The organism is Rheinheimera tilapiae (genome assembly GCF_042432165.1).
GTDB lineage: Bacteria > Pseudomonadota > Gammaproteobacteria > Enterobacterales > Alteromonadaceae > Pararheinheimera > Pararheinheimera tilapiae.
In genome coordinates, this window is sequence record NZ_JBHLXP010000003.1 from 207,260 (window position 1) to 224,567 (window position 17,308).

19 protein-coding genes are annotated in these 17,308 nt (G+C 51.6%); 3 read left to right on the plus strand and 16 right to left on the minus strand.

Annotation, left to right across the window (positions count from 1 at the left end; genetic code table 11):
• Positions 1–19: 19 nt before the first annotated feature.
• The 14 genes from rlmN to trmJ all read right to left on the minus strand — a co-directional run bounded on the left by rlmN (position 20) and on the right by trmJ (position 11,745).
• On the minus strand, positions 20–1,147 hold the full coding sequence (rlmN, locus tag ACFFJP_RS11860) for a dual-specificity RNA methyltransferase RlmN (RefSeq protein ID WP_208931761.1): 1,128 nt from the start codon (positions 1,145–1,147) through the stop codon (positions 20–22).
• A 214-nt stretch (positions 1,148–1,361) separates the two neighbouring features.
• On the minus strand, positions 1,362–1,793 hold the full coding sequence (gene ndk, locus ACFFJP_RS11865; RefSeq protein WP_208931762.1) for a nucleoside-diphosphate kinase: 432 nt from the start codon (positions 1,791–1,793) through the stop codon (positions 1,362–1,364).
• 156 nt (positions 1,794–1,949) lie between these two features.
• Positions 1,950–2,363, minus strand: coding sequence for a phosphate ABC transporter substrate-binding protein (locus ACFFJP_RS11870; protein WP_377244011.1), 414 nt, complete (start codon positions 2,361–2,363; stop codon positions 1,950–1,952).
• Positions 2,364–2,377: 14 nt separating this feature from the next.
• Positions 2,378–3,451, minus strand: a complete 1,074-nt coding sequence (locus ACFFJP_RS11875) for a porin (protein ID WP_377244014.1) — start codon at positions 3,449–3,451, stop codon at positions 2,378–2,380.
• Positions 3,452–3,498: 47 nt separating this feature from the next.
• Positions 3,499–4,626, minus strand: coding sequence for a hypothetical protein (locus tag ACFFJP_RS11880; RefSeq protein WP_377244017.1), 1,128 nt, complete (start codon positions 4,624–4,626; stop codon positions 3,499–3,501).
• 227 nt (positions 4,627–4,853) lie between these two features.
• Positions 4,854–5,192 (minus strand): ISC system 2Fe-2S type ferredoxin, encoded by a 339-nt coding sequence (gene fdx, locus ACFFJP_RS11885; protein WP_208931766.1) that lies wholly within the window; start codon positions 5,190–5,192, stop codon positions 4,854–4,856.
• 1 nt (position 5,193) lies between these two features.
• Positions 5,194–7,050 (minus strand): Fe-S protein assembly chaperone HscA, encoded by a 1,857-nt coding sequence (hscA, locus tag ACFFJP_RS11890; RefSeq protein WP_377244020.1) that lies wholly within the window; start codon positions 7,048–7,050, stop codon positions 5,194–5,196.
• Between the two features lie 5 nt (positions 7,051–7,055).
• Complete coding sequence (hscB, locus tag ACFFJP_RS11895) at positions 7,056–7,580, minus strand: co-chaperone HscB (RefSeq protein ID WP_377244023.1); 525 nt, start codon at positions 7,578–7,580, stop codon at positions 7,056–7,058.
• 12 nt (positions 7,581–7,592) lie between these two features.
• Positions 7,593–7,916, minus strand: coding sequence for an iron-sulfur cluster assembly protein IscA (iscA, locus tag ACFFJP_RS11900; RefSeq protein ID WP_208931769.1), 324 nt, complete (start codon positions 7,914–7,916; stop codon positions 7,593–7,595).
• A gap of 5 nt (positions 7,917–7,921) precedes the next feature.
• Positions 7,922–8,305 carry a Fe-S cluster assembly scaffold IscU gene (gene iscU / locus ACFFJP_RS11905; protein ID WP_377244026.1) on the minus strand — a complete coding sequence of 128 codons (384 nt, stop codon included), beginning with the start codon at positions 8,303–8,305 and terminating at the stop codon, positions 7,922–7,924.
• Between the two features lie 42 nt (positions 8,306–8,347).
• Positions 8,348–9,562, minus strand: a complete 1,215-nt coding sequence (locus ACFFJP_RS11910) for an IscS subfamily cysteine desulfurase (protein ID WP_377244029.1) — start codon at positions 9,560–9,562, stop codon at positions 8,348–8,350.
• Positions 9,563–9,581: 19 nt separating this feature from the next.
• Positions 9,582–10,064 carry a Fe-S cluster assembly transcriptional regulator IscR gene (gene iscR, locus ACFFJP_RS11915; protein ID WP_377244032.1) on the minus strand — a complete coding sequence of 161 codons (483 nt, stop codon included), beginning with the start codon at positions 10,062–10,064 and terminating at the stop codon, positions 9,582–9,584.
• Between the two features lie 118 nt (positions 10,065–10,182).
• Positions 10,183–10,992 carry a serine O-acetyltransferase gene (gene cysE / locus ACFFJP_RS11920; protein WP_377244035.1) on the minus strand — a complete coding sequence of 270 codons (810 nt, stop codon included), beginning with the start codon at positions 10,990–10,992 and terminating at the stop codon, positions 10,183–10,185.
• 15 nt (positions 10,993–11,007) lie between these two features.
• Complete coding sequence (gene trmJ / locus ACFFJP_RS11925; RefSeq protein ID WP_377244038.1) at positions 11,008–11,745, minus strand: tRNA (cytosine(32)/uridine(32)-2'-O)-methyltransferase TrmJ; 738 nt, start codon at positions 11,743–11,745, stop codon at positions 11,008–11,010.
• Between the two features lie 222 nt (positions 11,746–11,967).
• Here trmJ and ACFFJP_RS11930 point away from each other — a divergent pair, with 222 nt between their 5' ends.
• The 3 genes from ACFFJP_RS11930 (at position 11,968) to ACFFJP_RS11940 (ending at position 15,958) form a co-directional block, all read left to right on the plus strand.
• Complete coding sequence (locus tag ACFFJP_RS11930; protein ID WP_377244041.1) at positions 11,968–12,792, plus strand: class I SAM-dependent methyltransferase; 825 nt, start codon at positions 11,968–11,970, stop codon at positions 12,790–12,792.
• Between the two features lie 12 nt (positions 12,793–12,804).
• Complete coding sequence (purD, locus tag ACFFJP_RS11935) at positions 12,805–14,094, plus strand: phosphoribosylamine--glycine ligase (protein WP_377244044.1); 1,290 nt, start codon at positions 12,805–12,807, stop codon at positions 14,092–14,094.
• 91 nt (positions 14,095–14,185) lie between these two features.
• Positions 14,186–15,958, plus strand: coding sequence for an ExeM/NucH family extracellular endonuclease (locus tag ACFFJP_RS11940; protein WP_377244047.1), 1,773 nt, complete (start codon positions 14,186–14,188; stop codon positions 15,956–15,958).
• Positions 15,959–16,003: 45 nt separating this feature from the next.
• Here ACFFJP_RS11940 and ACFFJP_RS11945 read toward each other — a convergent pair whose 3' ends face one another.
• Positions 16,004–16,396: an MAPEG family protein gene (locus ACFFJP_RS11945; protein WP_377244050.1), complete on the minus strand. Its 393-nt coding sequence runs from the start codon at positions 16,394–16,396 to the stop codon at positions 16,004–16,006.
• Positions 16,396–17,280 carry a TolB-like translocation protein gene (locus tag ACFFJP_RS11950; protein WP_377244053.1) on the minus strand — a complete coding sequence of 295 codons (885 nt, stop codon included), beginning with the start codon at positions 17,278–17,280 and terminating at the stop codon, positions 16,396–16,398. The genes ACFFJP_RS11945 and ACFFJP_RS11950 overlap by 1 nt, the downstream gene beginning before the upstream one ends.
• Between the last annotated feature and the right edge of the window lie 28 nt (positions 17,281–17,308).

Consider the following 17,308-nt stretch of genomic DNA (forward strand, 5'->3'; position numbering starts at 1 on the left):
ATTGCCTGTCCTTGTCTTTTCAGACCATTTTTACTGAAATTTCCTCACCTTTCATCTGTTTTTTTACCAGACGTTTGGTGCGGTCGATCACGTCACCGACCAGCTGCCCGCAAGCGGCATCGATATCATCACCGCGGGTCTTGCGCACTATGACAGTAAAGCCATATTCCTGCAGAACTTTATTAAAACGATCGATGCGCGAATTGCTGGATCTTTTATACGGCGAACCCGGATATGGGTTAAATGGGATCAAATTGATCTTGGATGGGGTATTTTTCAGTGCCTCGGCAAGTTCATGTGCCTGATCAGTGCTGTCGTTGACGCCTTCTAACATGACATATTCCACGGTCACTTTATCATTGGCACGAGAATCGGCAACGTAACGTTTGGCTGCCGCGAGGAATTCTTCCATCGGGTATTTTTTATTTACCGGTACTAATACATCCCGCAGGGCATTATTAGGGGCGTGCAGCGAAATAGCTAACGCCACATCGATTTTGCCCTTGAGCAGATCCAGCGCTGGTACTACACCGGATGTAGATAATGTGACACGACGCTTGGACAGACCAAAACCATAGTCTTCCATCATCAGTTCCATCGCCGGTACCACGTTATTGAGATTCAGCAAAGGCTCGCCCATGCCCATCATCACGACGTTGGTAACCGGTTTTTCGCCGGTATCGCCATAACTGCCAATAATCTGACCGACCCGCCAGACCTGACCGATGATTTCCGATACCGTCAGATTGCGGTTAAAACCTTGCTGCGCAGTTGAACAAAAAGTGCAATCCAGTGCACAGCCAACCTGAGAGGACACGCATAAAGTACGACGGTCTTTTTCCGGGATCCAGACTGTTTCGACTTCCTGGCCACCTTTAAGCCCCATCACAAATTTGATGGTGCCGTCCGCACTGTCTTGCCGTGTTACAACCACAGGTGCGTCAATGACGGCATGGCGTTTCAGCTTTTCACGCAGCACTTTGTTGATATTGGTCATCTTGTCGAAATCATCGACGCAGAAGTGATAAATCCATTTCATCAGCTGATCAGCCCGGAAGGCTTTTTCGCCAAGGGACACCAAAAATTCTTTCATCTGCTCACGGGTCAGATCAAGTAAGTTGATTTTCTGTTCAGGGCTGGTGGTCATGATTCACTCCGATGGCAGCTGGGCTGCAATCTAACTTGCTGGATTGGTGCGGCGATTTTGTCTGGTATATCGGTCCGCATGGTGACGCAGTGGCCGACAGATATGACAGAAAAAATCGTCTCTGGTTCAAGACAAGAAAGGGGCCAAGGCCCCTTTCTGTCCGTGTCCTGATGATATGATTGGCGCGAAACGCCATCCTTTCATCTGTAACGGATTAACGTGTACGGCCACACAGTTCAGCATCGCTGAAGAAGAAAGCGATTTCACGGGCAGCTGATGCAGCAGCATCAGAACCGTGTACTGCGTTTTCATCGATGCTAGCCGCATAGTCAGCACGTAAAGTGCCGGCTGTTGCGTCTTTTGGATTAGTAGCACCCATGATTTCACGGTTTTTACGTACGGCGTCTTCACCTTCCAGTACCTGGATCATTACCGGGCCTGAAGTCATGAAAGAAACCAGTGCATTGAAGAATGGACGCTCTTTGTGTTCGCCGTAGAAACCTTCAGCCTGTTCACGGCTCAGGTGCAGCATTTTCGCTGCAACGATACGCAGACCTGCTGATTCAAAACGGTTGTAGATAGCGCCGATCACGTTTTTGGCAACTGCATCTGGTTTGATGATGGAAAAAGTACGTTCTAAAGCCATGTCAGACTCCCTTTAAAATAATGGTTGAAAATTTAGCGGTCGCGAATTATACGCTATCGCGCATTGCTTGCCTATGTTTTCTGATGGTGCTGACAGGCTGATGACATCACCATAAAAAAACCCGGCAAAAGCCGGGTTTTTCACAGGATCATTACGTCAGAACTTGCCAACCACTTTGACGGTCGCATCGACTGCTGCAGCATCAATATACCCGATTGCCGTAGGGTCTGCTGCCACTGCCGCTTTCACATCAGCATCTGTTGCCAGCTCTTTTGGCGGCGTACCTTTACCGGTAAATACCAGCTTTGACCAATACGCTTTCATTTGACTGGACGACTTTCCTAACACTTTAGTGTCAAATTCGGCCCGAGCCGGTGCTGCTTCCGCCAGATTTAATGGTGTGGCTTTACTACCGTTGTTAAAAGCACTGCCACGCCCGGTAAACAACCGGCTGATCTCAGCCTGATCCAGACTGGCCGCATTAGACGGGTGCACGACCACTGCGACCTCAGCGGAGGCTGCTGTCGCTGATAAAACCAATGGAATAGCTACAAATTTCAACCAGTTCATGGTTTTCTCCACACTTAGAATACTAAATCAATGCCAAACGTAATGGCTTTACTGTCACCGGCAACCATTTGGCCATTTATGCCGTCATCGGTGACGTCGTCGTATTGCACTTTAAACGCTGCTGAACTATGGAAATCCCAACGCGCACCAATACTACTGGTGCTATGCATCTCAGATTCCGAATCAAAATCAGCAAAGGAAATAAAAGGTGTCCACTGCCCCACGCGATATCCCGCCGACAGTAAATAGGTGTCAAAATCACCGCCATCGAGAGTCAGGCGGTTAAATTCAGTCAACACCACCCAATTGTTGTAATCGATGTTGGCCGACAAACCGGCAAACTTACCACGACGGGAATCATCACCATCCCAGGTGACTTTTACGCCGTTGCGATAACGTTCGTTCTGGTAAGTCATGTAGGTAAAGCGTAAATCCAACCAATCGCGGTTCAGACTCAGCACACCACCAACAATATTTTTCCAAATTTCGCGGATTGGCTGCGAACCAAAAAACTCGGACAACAGTTTGTTCTCGGTGTCATCTTCGCGGCCGGTATAAATATTACCGCTGACCGTCCAGTCATTGACCTGATAATTAAACTGCGCATTCACGCCGTTGTAGTTAAAGATCTGCCAAGTGTAGTTATCCGCCGCCGGGCGGATCCACAGGTAGGCGTAACTGACATCGAAAAAGTCAGAATAGTAATAGAGCGGCAAACGCTTTTTACCGGCTTGCAAGGTCCAATGTTCATTCAGAGTGTATGACAAATACGCCCATTCGAATTCGGCATTAAAATCATCTGCTCCGCGACCAACGACCTGAGCCGTCGCCGTCAGACCTTCTGTCAGGTCTGCACTGATTTGCAGGCCATATTTCGAATCTGGTTTAAAACTCCAGTCTTCTTCATAAAAACCGACGATTGGATAGTTAGCCAGAAAAGTGGGCTCAAGGCCAAACTCAGGCACGCCTTCCCCACTGATCACCTTACCGCCAACTACTGAGGCAAAACCAGAGATATCAACATCGGCATAAACACTGCCGCTGACCATACTTGCAGCCAGCGCGGCTGCAATCAGGGATGTTTTCATCGCAAAACTCCTCTCATACTTTCTGCTGCTCCCCTGCCGGGGCTTCATTAAAAGACCAGATCAACACCCATGCTCAGCAGCCGGTCTTTTTGCAAGCTGTAGTTGTCTTTGGCTGAGCTCAATTGCACTTTAAACGCTGCGGATGGGTGGAAGTCATAGCGCATGCCAAAACTCCAGGTATCGCGATCAACCAACTGACTTTCAACCACGCCAGCAACCGTCTTTTTCAGCGGAACCTGTGCCGGAATTGGTTGGTAAATAGCTGACTTACTCTCATCATCGTCTTTTTCATAAGAAATATAAGGTGTGATGCTGTCAAAACGCCGACCCACCGACAGGTAATAAGCATCTTTGTTAGCAAAATAAGTGTTCTTTACCCGGACGTGGGTGTATTCCGAGACTGCCACCCAGTTATCGCGGTCATAACTCAGACCAAAGCCAAAAAAACTGCCTTCATCTTCATTAAAATCAATTTCACGCGCGACTGCGCCAAAACCAAACTGGGTCAAAGCAGACAGCAGCGGGTTTAACGCGGTTGCATTAATAGTGACATCAGCCATGACATAAGCCAGTCGTGCGCTCAGCCAATCATTGCTCAGCTCCCAAGTGACGCCGGTCGCGTCCTGGATTTTGCTGTCTGACAGTGCTCCGTTAACAGATAACTCACCTTCATAGGAGCCGAAAATCAACTGCACATTGGATGTCATATCGGCGATAGTGCCGGAATAATACAATGATAAACCATCCATCGTATCGAATTGCAGGTCGTACACCGCTCGTGGCGTGCGCATCCAGTCATAGGCGTAACCCACGTCAAGATAATCAGAATATTTATAAAATGGGATACGGATCCGGCCGGCATTTAACCGCCAGTTATCATTGAGCTGATAACTGAGAAATGCCCAGGCAAACTTCGCATCATAGTCATTGGCACCTTTTGCCATCAACTGCGCAGTGACCGATAACTTTTCCCCGAGATCAGATGAAAGTTGTACTGCAAATAGCGATTCTTCTTTGAATTCAAGGTCATTGGTATAACCGTACAGGGTGTCATCTTTGCCTGTGGTCAAGCCACCTTTTATTGATGCAAAGCCATTGATATTTACTTCAGCCAGTGCCGTGTTTGACGTCACACAGGCTGCAGCCACCACCAATCCAATCAGAGTCTTTTTCATTCACACACGCTCCAGACTTACCACGACATTTTTCAACCAGCTTAGTTCACCGAAGTAAAAAAACCAGAAAATTCAGAACTATAAATTTAAGTTCCATAACGCCTGAAAAAAAATTTAGCGGACTTTATATTAGATTTCAGCAACTTACAAGAAATGACACGGATGGATAAAAAAAGCCTGCTGATGCAGGCTTTTTTGGTATCGAATCTCAGAAATTCAGTTATAAATCAATGGCCTTCGCTAACCATATTGATCGTATACTTAGGAATTTCCACAACCAGATCAACATCACTGACCCGCGCCTGGCAACCGAGACGGGATTCTGGCTCAAGCCCCCAGGCCTTATCCAACATATCCTCTTCCAGTTCATCACTCTCGTTCAGTGAATAAAAACCTTCACGCACCACCACATGGCAAGTGGTGCAGGCACAGGACTTTTCGCAGGCATGCTCAATGGAAATGCCATTTTTCAGCGCGACATCCAGAATCGTCTCACCGGAAGTGGCTTCTAATGCGGCACCATCGGGACACAATTCCGGGTGAGGTAAAAAAATAATTTGGGGCATATCAGACCTCGTCGACCTTATGACCCTGCAATGCCATCCGGATAGACATATCCATCCGTCGCGCCGCAAAATCATCAGTTAAATGATTGGTATGTTCGATAGCTGCTTTGATTGCAGCGGTATCTTCACTGTTGGCCAGCTGCAGCAGTTGATGCAGCGCCAGTTCAATCTGGTGCAATTCAGTAGCAGACAATAAATGTGCATCGGCGCTGATTGCCGCAGAAACCGCTTCATGCACCCGGTTCGCTTCGACCTGTTGTTCACGTAATAACCGCAGTTGCATATCCTGCTTGGCGTACAGCATCGAATTTTGAATCATCTGTGCTATCTGGTCATTGCTCAGACCATATGATGGCTTCACTTCAATGGACGCACTGACGCCACTGGATTTTTCTTGCGCAATAACACTTAGCAGACCATCCGCATCGACCTGGAACGTGACGCGGATATGCGCGCCACCGGCTGCCATTGGCGGGATCCCGGTCAAATCAAAGCGGGCCAGCGAACGGCAGTCACTGACACCTTCGCGCTCGCCCTGCAATACATGGATTGCCATCGCGGTCTGACCATCTTTAAACGTGGTAAATTCCTGCGCCCGCGCGACTGGGATCACAGTATTGCGTGGGATGATTTTCTCGACCAGCCCACCCATGGTTTCAATGCCCAGCGACAGCGGGATCACGTCAAGCAGCAGGGTATCGCTGTCCGATTTATTCCCCACCAACACATTAGCCTGGATAGCCGCGCCGATGGCGACCACTTTGTCCGGGTCGATTGAGGTCAGTGGTTCGGTTTCAAACAATTCTGCCACCGCCTGACGCACCAACGGCACACGGGTGGAGCCACCGACCATGACCACCTTGGCAACGTCAGCCACATCAAGGCCAGCATCACGCAAGGTTTGTTTACAGGCACGCAGCGTGCGGCGCACTAATGGTTGCACCAGGGCTTCAAACTCAGCACGGCTCAGGCTGAATGTCGTGGCGATGCCTGCAACATCCAGTTGATAGCTATAGCTATCGACGCTACTGATGGCTTCTTTGATTTGGCGGGATAACTGCAATAACTGGCGCAATTGTTGATGGCTCAGTTCAGTCAGACCTGCCTGCTGTTTCAGGTGACTCAATACCAGGTGGTCAAAATCGTCACCGCCCAATGCAGAATCGCCGCCGGTAGCCAGTACTTCAAATACGCCACGGCTCAAACGCAGGATAGAGATATCAAAAGTGCCGCCACCGAGGTCATACACCGCAATCACGCCTTCCTGACCAGAATCCAGGCCATATGCCAGCGCAGCAGCTGTAGGTTCGTTTAATAACCGCAAGACATTCAGACCGGCCAGACGTGCCGCATCTTTGGTGGCCTGACGCTGAGCATCATCAAAATAAGCCGGTACGGTAATGACGACGCCGGTCAGTTCGCCACCCAGTGTCTGACTGGCTGTATCTGCCAGCGTCGCGAGAATTTCTGCTGACACTTCCACCGGGTTTTTCACGCCTGCGATAGTCTCCAGCGCGACCAGACCTTGCTGATCGACCAGCTGATACGGTAAATCCGCAGCATGGGCAAGCGTTTCCTGATAACCACGGCCCATCAGGCGTTTGACCGAAACAATTGTATTATGCGGATCCAGTGCTGCGTCCGCCTGCGCTGTTTTCCCCACAATCACCTTGTCAGTGGTGTAACGCACGACCGATGGCACCATGTCATCACCCTGCTTATTTTGCAGCGTTCTGGCTTCACCACTGCGTACCGTGGCAACTAATGAATTGGTGGTGCCGAGGTCAATACCGGCAGCAAGTTTGTGTTGATGTGGCGCGGCGCTTTGGCCGGGTTCAGCAATTTGTAATAAGGCCATGGCGTTTAGTCTTGTGTCTGCTGTGCAATAAACTCAAGCTCTTGCTCGAGTTTGAAGAAAAATTTGAGTTTGCGGATTATATCAGCTGCAGCTAAATCCTGCTCATGTGTGTCATGGCCGAGGGCAGCACTTAAGGTGGCCAACAGCTGCTTTTTCTGCGAACGGATTTGTCGCTCTGCGTCGTCAATCAGTGTGTCAGGATCCGACGCATCAGCGATTTCGGCCAGCAACTCGCGCAATTCCATTTGTTGCAGCAGAAAAACAGTATCGGTAAAACTGCGCTGCTCGGCACTGATTTTTACACCACGCAACGCTAACAGATGCTCAGCGCGCAGCAGAGGCTGCTTCAGACTGTGATATCCGTCATTGATATTGGCAGCTTGTTGCACTGCCAATAAACGGTCACGCTCTGAAGCGCTGGCGAAGTTATCCGGGTGGAATTGCTTCTGCAGCGCCAGATAACGCGTGCCCAGCTCGGTCAGATCCACATCAAACTGCGCAGGAAGCTGAAACAGCTGGTAATAATTCATCGATGTACCTGTCTAAACGGTAAAGCTCTCACCACAACCGCATTCGCCATTGACGTTTGGATTGTTGAACTGAAAACCTTCGTTTAAGCCTTCTTTGACAAAATCCAACTGCGTGCCGTCGATGTAGACCAGACTTTTGCCGTCGACGATGATTTTTAAATCGTCTTGCTCAAATACCTGATCGTCTTCGTTAAGATCATCAACAAATTCCAGTACGTAAGCCAGGCCAGAACAACCTGTGGTCTTCACGCCGACACGCAGGCCGAGACCTTTACCACGGTTAGTCAGAAAACTACGCACCCGATCTGCAGCTGCGCTTGTCATCGTGATCGCCATCGCAGTTAACTCCCGTGACGTTGCTTGTAATCCGCAATCGCCGCTTTGATCGCGTCTTCCGCCAGAATAGAACAGTGAATTTTCACTGGCGGCAATGCCAGTTCCTGTGCGATGTCGGTGTTCTTGATTTGTGCCGCTTCGTCCAGGCTTTTGCCTTTGACCCATTCAGTCACCAGACTGCTGGACGCAATAGCGCTACCACAGCCGTATGTTTTGAACTTGGCGTCTTCGATAATGCCCTGCTCATTCACTTTGATTTGCAGTTTCATTACATCGCCACAAGCCGGAGCACCCACCATACCAGTGGCCACTGTTGGGTCGTCTTTGGCGAAAGCACCGACGTTGCGCGGGTTTTCGTAGTGATCGATAACTTTGTTGCTGTATGCCATGATCTTTACCTCAATGTCAGGTTGGGTTTGCCCAGCCTGTGCTTAGTGAGCCACCCAGGCCACTGTATTTAAATCAATACCGTCTTTGTACATGTCCCACAGTGGCGACATTTCACGTAATTTGGCGATCGCTTCGTGCACGATTTTGATCGTGTGGTCTATCTGCTCTTCGGTGGTGAAACGGCCAATACTGAACCGGATTGAACTGTGCGCCAGTTCATCGGACAATCCCAGCGCTCGCAGCACGTATGAAGGTTCCAGACTGGCTGAAGTACAAGCTGAACCTGAAGACACTGCGATGTCTTTCAGCGCCATAATCAGTGATTCGCCTTCGACGTAGTTGAAGCTGATGTTGGTAATGCCCGCTACACGGTGGGTAGCATCGCCGTTTAAGAACACCTGTTCGATGTCTTTGATACCATCCCACAACCGCTGACGCAGTGTGGCAAAGCGTTGATTTTCTTCAGCCATTTCCAGTTTTGCAATCCGGAAGGCTTCGCCCATCGCCACGATTTGGTGCGTCGGCAACGTGCCTGAACGCATGCCACGTTCGTGACCACCGCCGTGAGTTTGTGCTTCTAACCGGATCCGTGGTTTGCGGCGCACGTACAAAGCACCAATACCTTTCGGACCATAGATTTTGTGGGCTGAAAACGACATCAGGTCAATTTTCAGTGCCTGCAGATCAATGTCAACCTTGCCGGCAGCTTGGGCTGAATCGACATGGAAAATGGTGCCATTTGCGCGGCACAGCTCGCCAATTGCTGCTACATCCTGCACTACACCAATTTCGTTATTCACCATCATCACGCTGACAACAGTGGTATCCGGCCGCAATACCGCTTTGAATTTCTCCAGATCTAATAAGCCGTTGGCTTCTACATCCATATAGGTCACTTCAAAGCCTTCACGCTCCAGTGCACGCATGGTGTCCAGCACCGCTTTGTGCTCGGTGCGCAGCGTGATCAGGTGCTTACCTTTTTTATGGTAAAACTGCGCCGCGCCTTTAATCGCGAGGTTATTAGACTCGGTGGCGCCTGACGTGAAGACGATTTCGCGAGGATCTGCGTTGATTAAATCCGCGATTTGACTACGGGCGACTTCAATCGCTTCTTCCGCCTGCCAGCCAAACCGGTGTGAACGTGAGGCCGGATTACCGAACTCGCCATCCATCGTCAGATATTGCATCATTTTTTCCGCAACCCGCGGATCAACCGGGGTGGTCGCGGCATAGTCTAAATAAATCGGTAACTTCATGCTGGGCTCCGTCTGAAGTCTACAACTGGCAATTGACTTCAATTTCGCTGATAGGATGTTTTAACTGCCGGCTATCCTGCCGCTTGGCCACGCGCTGAATTTCATGCTGGCTGACCAATTCACCCAGAGTGATCTGGGTCAGAAAATCTTCAATGCGACCGCTTAAATCGCTCCACAAACTGTGAGTCAGGCATTTGGCGCCGCCCTGACAATCGGATTTACCCTGACAACGTGTGGCGTCGACTGACTCGTCAACGGCACTAATCACTTCTGAGACGCTGATCAGTGCTGCCGGTTTCCCCAACTGATAACCACCGCCGGGACCACGCACACTGCTGACCAGACCATGTTTACGTAAGCGGGCAAACAATTGTTCAAGATAAGATAAGGAAATTTCCTGACGAACCGAAATGTCAGCCAAGGGCACCGGGCCGGAGCTGGCATGCAGCGCCACATCCAGCATGGCGGTGACGGCATAACGCCCTTTCGAGGTAAGTCGCATCTGAACTCCGGAGTCCGGTTGTGGGATGGCGCCGATTTTACATTCCTGACTGATTTAGTCAAGTATTAATCCTACTAAATTAGTCAGGTATTATTGCCACATTGGCAACACAGACGGACTAAATCGTCGGGTCAAATTCGTCCAGTTGCTGCTTGCGTTGCTCTGCCGCTAACCGCTCTGCTTCACGAAAAGCCTCATCTTCAATATTCATGGTAGGCACTTCAGTACAGACGTTGCCACCCAGCTGATTGACGCTCTGGCATAGCTCAGCCACCTTGTTATCAAGGCAGTGAATATGGTCCAGCATCCGGCCTATCGCATTGGCGACTGGGTCTGGGTTGTCGCTGGCCACCGCGTACGCATCAAAGCCAAACTTTTTTGCCAACTGCTGACGCTGCTCCGTCACTTCCGCGCCTTGTTTGGCGACAATACGGCCTGGGATCCCGACAACTGTCGCTCCCGGTGGCACGTCTTTAACGACCACGGCATTGGAACCGATGCGGGCGTTTTCGCCGACATACAAAGGCCCGAGAATTTTGGCCCCGGCGCCAATGACAACGTTGTTGCCAAGCGTCGGATGGCGTTTACCCGGATTCCAGCTGGTGCCGCCAAGCGTTACACCATGGTAAAGCGTCACATCATCACCAATCTCTGCAGTTTCACCGATCACCACGCCCATGCCGTGATCGATAAAAAAACGCCGGCCGATTTTCGCGCCGGGATGGATCTCGACGCCGGTCAGCCATCGCGCAATAGTACTTAAAAACCGCGCCAGCCATTTAAAATTGGCGCGCCACAACCGGTGGTTCATCCGGTGCCACCAAATCGCATGCAAACCCGGATAGTTAGTCAGAACTTCAATAAAATTGCGTGCTGCCGGGTCGCGTTCAAATACGCTTTTAATGTCTTCTCTGATACCTGCAAACATAGCCCGATCCTTGTATTAATCGTCTTGCCGGCCCTGCCGGCCAAAGCGCTGCACTGAGGTTAAAATGCCGCGCAGAATATTCAGTTCAGTTTCATCGGGCCGCGCCCGGCTAAACAGCCGGCGCAGCTTAATCATGATATGGCCGGGGTGCTGACGGATAATAAATCCGGTCTGGTCCAAAGTGGTTTCCAGATGCTGATAAAAACCTTCCAGCTGCTCTGCCGTTGGGAATTTTTCCGGCACATCGGCTGGCGGCAATGTTTGCTCACCTAACAACGCCATGCGGATCTCGTAACTGACCACTTGCACTGCCATCGCCAGATTCAGCGAGGTGTACTCGGCGTTGGTCGGAATACACAGATGAAAATTACATTGTCTGAGTTCATCATTCGACAAACCATTACTCTCACGGCCAAACACGATAGCCACCGGGCCCTGTGCCACTTCAGCGGCAACTTTCAGACCACATTGACGTGGATCCAGCACGGCTGTATCCAGGCTTTTGGCTTTATGACTAGTGCCGATCACCAGCGGACAATCAGCGATAGCGGCACTCAGACTGTCGACAATGCGGGCATTGGCCAACACATCACTGGCACCGGCAGACAATGCATACGCCTGACCGTCGACTTCGGTTTTTGGCGACACCAGCACCAGCTGCGACAACCCCATGGTTTTCATCGCCCGCGCCACCGAACCAATATTGCCGCTGTGGGTGGTTTCAATCAGGACGATGCGGATCTGTGCAAACATGGATATTGTGCCCGGGCTGCTGTTATGCCCAGAGAAAAGGCATAGCATTGTAAAAAAGAGCGGTATTTTAGCATAAGGCTTTTACTCTTGGGCAGGAAAAAAAGATGTCTGGCCATCTAAAGTTCAAAGTCTGAAGTTGTGACTTCGACGTATTTGCCACTGCAAAGCCCTGATGGCTTTGCTAGAATAGCGCCCGTTTCTCCCACAATAAGGATAGATCGCATGAAAGCTCTGACTTCGCTCGTGGTTATTTCCAGTTTGTTCGCCCTTTCCTCCTTTAATGTTACTGCAGATACTGCCGCCATTCAGGCCGCAGTCGACAACCAGGTCCGCAGTGCCACCAACAAAGCCCGTGACCAATATCGCCATCCGGTAGAAACACTGAGTTTCTTCGGCGTCACGCCACAAAGCACTGTGGTTGAAATCTCTCCCGGCGGTGGCTGGTACACTGAAATTTTGGCGCCGTTGCTGCAACAACAAGGCAAATATTACGCCGCACATCAGCCAAAAGATGCCAAATCTGAATATGCGCAAAAATCACGCGCCGACTATCTGGCAAAACTGGCCGCCAATCCGGTCTACAGCAAAGTTGAAGTGACTGAATTTTCTGCGGCTGGTGGCAAACAAATCGCACCGGCGGGCAGCGCAGATGTCGTGTTGACATTCCGCAACCTGCATAACTGGTACATGGCCAAAGGCGATGAAAGCCTGCTGACCGCATTTAAATCTTTCCATACCGCGTTAAAACCGGGTGGCGTGCTGGGCGTGGTTGAACATCGCCTGCCAGAAAGCAAACTGAATACTGACTGGCAAAAATCCGGTTATATGCCGCAAAGCCTGGTGATCAAGCTGGCAGAACAGGCCGGTTTTGTTTTAGACGGCAGCAGTGAAGTGAATGCGAATCCAAAAGATACAGCCGACCATCCAGGCGGCGTCTGGGCTTTACCGCCTACTTACACCAATAAAGAGCAGGATAAAGCCAAATATCAGGCCATTGGTGAAAGCGACCGGATGACCCTCAAATTCCGTAAACCTGCAACTAAATAAGTGGATAAACCGATGAAAGTTCTTGTGATTGGCGGCGGTGGCCGTGAACATGCTCTGGCCTGGAAAGCGGCACAGTCGCCAAAGGTCAGTCAGGTGTTTGTGGCACCGGGCAATGCCGGTACCGCACTGGAAAGCACTTTAACCAACGTCGCCATCGCGGCAGATGATGTCCCGGCTTTGCTGGCTTTTGCCAAGGCTGAACAGATAGCACTGACTATCGTTGGGCCTGAAGCACCGCTGGCACGCGGCGTGGTAGATGCATTCCGGGCTGATGGCCTGCATATCTTTGGCCCAACCAAAGGCGCGGCGCAGCTGGAAAGCTCCAAAGCTTTTGCTAAAGACTTCCTGGCACGGCATCAAATCCCTACAGCCACTTACCAGACTTTCACCGATATCTCCGATGCGAAAGCTTTTGTCGTTGAGATGGGCACACCGATTGTGATCAAAGCCGACGGCCTGGCCGCCGGCAAAGGCGTGATCATTGCCCAGACCGAAGCCGAAGCTTTTGCTGCCATTGAAGATATGCTGGCCGGCAACAAGTTCGGCAGCGCCGGCAGCCGTGTCGTCGTCGAAGAGTTTCTGGTCGGTGAAGAAGCCTCGTTTATCGTGATGGTGGACGGCCAGCACGCGCTGGCTTTTGCCTCTTCACAAGACCATAAAGCCCGCGACGACGCTGATAAAGGCCCGAATACCGGCGGTATGGGCGCTTACTCACCAGCTCCGGTGGTCACCCCTGCTGTGCACGATTGGGTCATGCAGCAAGTCATTTACCCAACGGTGCGGGGCATGGCGGCAGAAGGTCAGGTCTATACCGGTTTCCTTTATGCCGGCCTGATGATCGCGCCTGATGGCACGGCCAAAGTACTGGAATTTAACTGCCGCTTTGGCGATCCGGAAACACAACCAATCATGCTGCGCCTGCAGTCGGATTTGGTTGAGCTCTGTGCAGCTGCCTGTGAGGGCAAGCTCGATACACAGCAGATCCAATTCGACCAACGTGCCGCAGTCGGCGTGGTACTGGCTGCCGGTGGTTATCCGGATGACTATCGCAAAGGCGATGTGATTTCCGGGTTACCGACCGACGATAACCTGGAAGCCAAAGTGTTCCATGCCGGCACTGTACTGAAAGACGGCCAGGTACTGACAGCCGGTGGCCGGGTGTTGTGTGCGACCGCCTTAGGTGCCAATGTGACTGCTGCCCAGCAAGCCGCGTATCAGCTGGTGGATCAAATCCACTGGGATGGCGTATTCAGTCGCCGTGATATCGGCTATCGCGCCGTAGCGCGGGAACAGCAGAAGTAAGCTGTTACGTTGCAGAATGACTTTGTAAATTGCCGGCTAATGCCGGCTTTTTTTCCGGCCGGTTTTTCGGCTGTTAACCAGGATAAACACCATGCGTTTGACCTTGATCTCGATTGCACTGCTGGCGAGCAGCCTCAGTGCCCCGCTGCTGGCCGCAGAATGCACCACACCTTTTATTGCCATCCATGATATTCAAGGCCCTGGCGATAAAAGCCCAAAGGTGGGCACCACCCTGACCACCCGTGGTGTGGTGTTAGCGGTGTTATATGCCGACAGTAAAAACCCGCAGTTACTGCTTGGCAGCATCACCGCGGACCAAAACCCGCTGAGCAGTGAAGCATTGCTGGTCACCGACAGCCAACAAGCCAAACAACGCCAGGCCGGTGATGTGATCCAACTGACCGGTACCGTGCGCGAAATGGCCGGCATGACCGCGCTGACCAATATCACGCAAGCCGAATACTGCAGCCGGCAGCCAATACCTGCCGCCACGGCGCTGACCTTACCGGTTAACGCGCCAGAGGCGTTTGAGGCGCTGGAAGGCATGTTGCTGAGCTTCGCCCAGCCGCTGATCGTCAACGATAGTTATGGCCTGTCGCGTTATGGCGAACTGGTGCTGGCCGACAAACGGTTGCCAGTGGCCACCGAAGTAGCATTACCGGGCGATGCGGCCCGCGCACTGGAAGCTAAACATCAGCTGCATGAAATCACCATTGATGATGCCAGCATGAAACAAAACCCTCAGCCCGTGCGTTTCCCGACCGGCGATCTGTCAGCCAGTAATACAGTGCGGGTTGGCGATACGGTTAATAAGCTGCAAGGGTATCTGTTGCAAACCAAAGTGGGCTATCGGCTGGTCGTCAGTCAGCAACCTGAATTTGTTGCAACCAACCCACGTCCGGCCACACCTGCGGCGAAAAAAGCCGGTGAACTACGCGTCGCCAGCTTTAACGTGCTGAATTTCTTCACCGGCGAAGGCAACAGCCCCAAATTCCCGACCAAACGCGGCGCGACGGATGCGAACGAACTGCAGCGCCAGCAAGCCAAAATGCTGGCGGCGCTGGCAGCGATGGACGCCGATGTGATTGGTTTATTAGAAGTCGAAAATAACGGCTTCGGTGCCGGCAGCGCATTAGCAACCATTGTACAAAGCCTGAACCAGCAACTCGGTAGCGACGTGTATGCCTTCGTCCAGCCCAGCGAAAAACCTGGCTCTGACGACATTATGGTGGCGATGATTTACCGTAAAGCCAATGTCGAGCCAATCGGCTCCACGGCGGTCTATACCAAGGCGCCGTTTGATCGAGGCAGCCGGCCCCCCCTGGCGCAAAGCTTCCGCGATCTGACGTCGAAACAGCAGCTGACGGTCAGCATTAATCACTTTAAATCCAAAGGCAGCTGCCCAAAACAACCAGGGCCAGATTCTGATCTGAATGATGGCCAAGGTTGCTGGACGCCGACCCGCGTCGCTGCAGCAAAAGCACTGACCGAATGGTTGAACACCGAACCAACCGGCATCGATACGGACTATGTGCTGGTGATGGGTGACTTAAACGCCTACCGGATGGAGGCACCGCTGCAATATCTGGAGCAAAACGGCTGGCAGCATCTGGCGCCAAAAGATGCCGTGCATTCGTCATTTGTTTATCGGGGTCGCTCTGGCACACTGGACCATGCCCTGGCCAGTCCGCAGCTGAAAGCCAAGCTGCAGCAATTCCAGCATTGGGGAATTAATGCTGACGAACCGGCAGTACTGGATTACAACACTGAGTTTAAATCCAAAGCCCAGCAGCAATCGTTGTATGCACCCAATCCATACCGCTCGTCGGATCATGACCCGCTGTATATGGACTTTAAGTTCTAGATAGCACAAAGCCCCGCTCGCGGGGCTTTGTTTTCAGCAATACACTCAGACACTGAGTGCCGCACGGACTATCATGCTGAACACTGCGCCGACGCCAACAACCCAGACTATCGATCGCAGCAGAGCGTAATCCAGCAGATACAGCAAAATAAAGGCGACCCGACAGCCGACATAAAGCCAGGCCAGCACCTGCATCGTTAGATCGTAATTTCCGCTGACAACACAACCCAGCACCGCCGCCAGAAACAGCTGCAACGCTTCAAAACTATTGTAATGCGCTGCGTTGGCGCGGGCGCCCATCCCTTCCAAGCGCGCTTGCTGCGCCCGCGGCAGGTGATTGTCATAACCACCGAGTTGATTCATCGCCCGTGCAACCGGCAGTCGTGCCAGATAAGGCAACAAAGCGACGGCAAATAGTGCCCACAGAATAACGGCCATTACCCCTCCTGTTCACAGACAAAGGCCAGCACTGGCTGCACCGGGTTGAGTTTAAAACGGCTGACTTTGCCGTCACATTGTTTGGATAAATCAGCCCAGGGTAACCAATGATCACCACTCAGCTGAAAAACATATTTGCCGGCACTAACCAGCACTGTGCCCTGGCTGGTGATAGCTAAGTCCTGACCATTGGCTGGCATTGGTAACAGCGCATCGGCTTTTTTGCCGCCCGCCTGATATCGCCACAACCACAACGGGCTATCTGCCGGTTGACCTGGTCTTGGTGCGGTAAAGAAGAAGCGGTCGCTATTGGCCTGATATAACAGCGCCCGGCCAATATGGCCGGATAAAGTGGTTAGTTCGCCGTCTTTATTGCGGTACACGGCGCGGTTTGGTCCGGTGCTGTCTTCCAGTAAAAACAACAGCAAATCCTGATCAGATCCCCAGACGTGATAACCAACGCCTTTCAGTTCCGGATACAGCAGCTGCTCGGTTTGACTATTGATTTGCCATAAGCGCTGGGTGCCATCGGCTTCAACCCGCACCACCGAATAATCAGTGTCTGAACCTGGCACCGGTGTCGCGGAAAACTCACCAAATGGCGTGGCGCGCAGCGCTTTGCCGGCCCCACCCTCGCTTACCAGTAACCAATGAATATCGGTCGCCATCGGCCCTGTGCCAGCCTGCGCAGTCCACAATAACCGGCTGCCATCACGACTGAACACCGGTTGATTCTGATAACCTTTTTGCTGAATAGAACCAAGGACTTTGCTGATCTCAACACCGCGTTCGGCACTTTGATACTGAGCATAATGAATCACGTATTGCGGGTCCGCGCTGGCGCTCATAGCCAGAAACAACGCGGCAAGACTGAACACTTTCATGAAATTCCTGTTGAATAAGTCGAAGGCG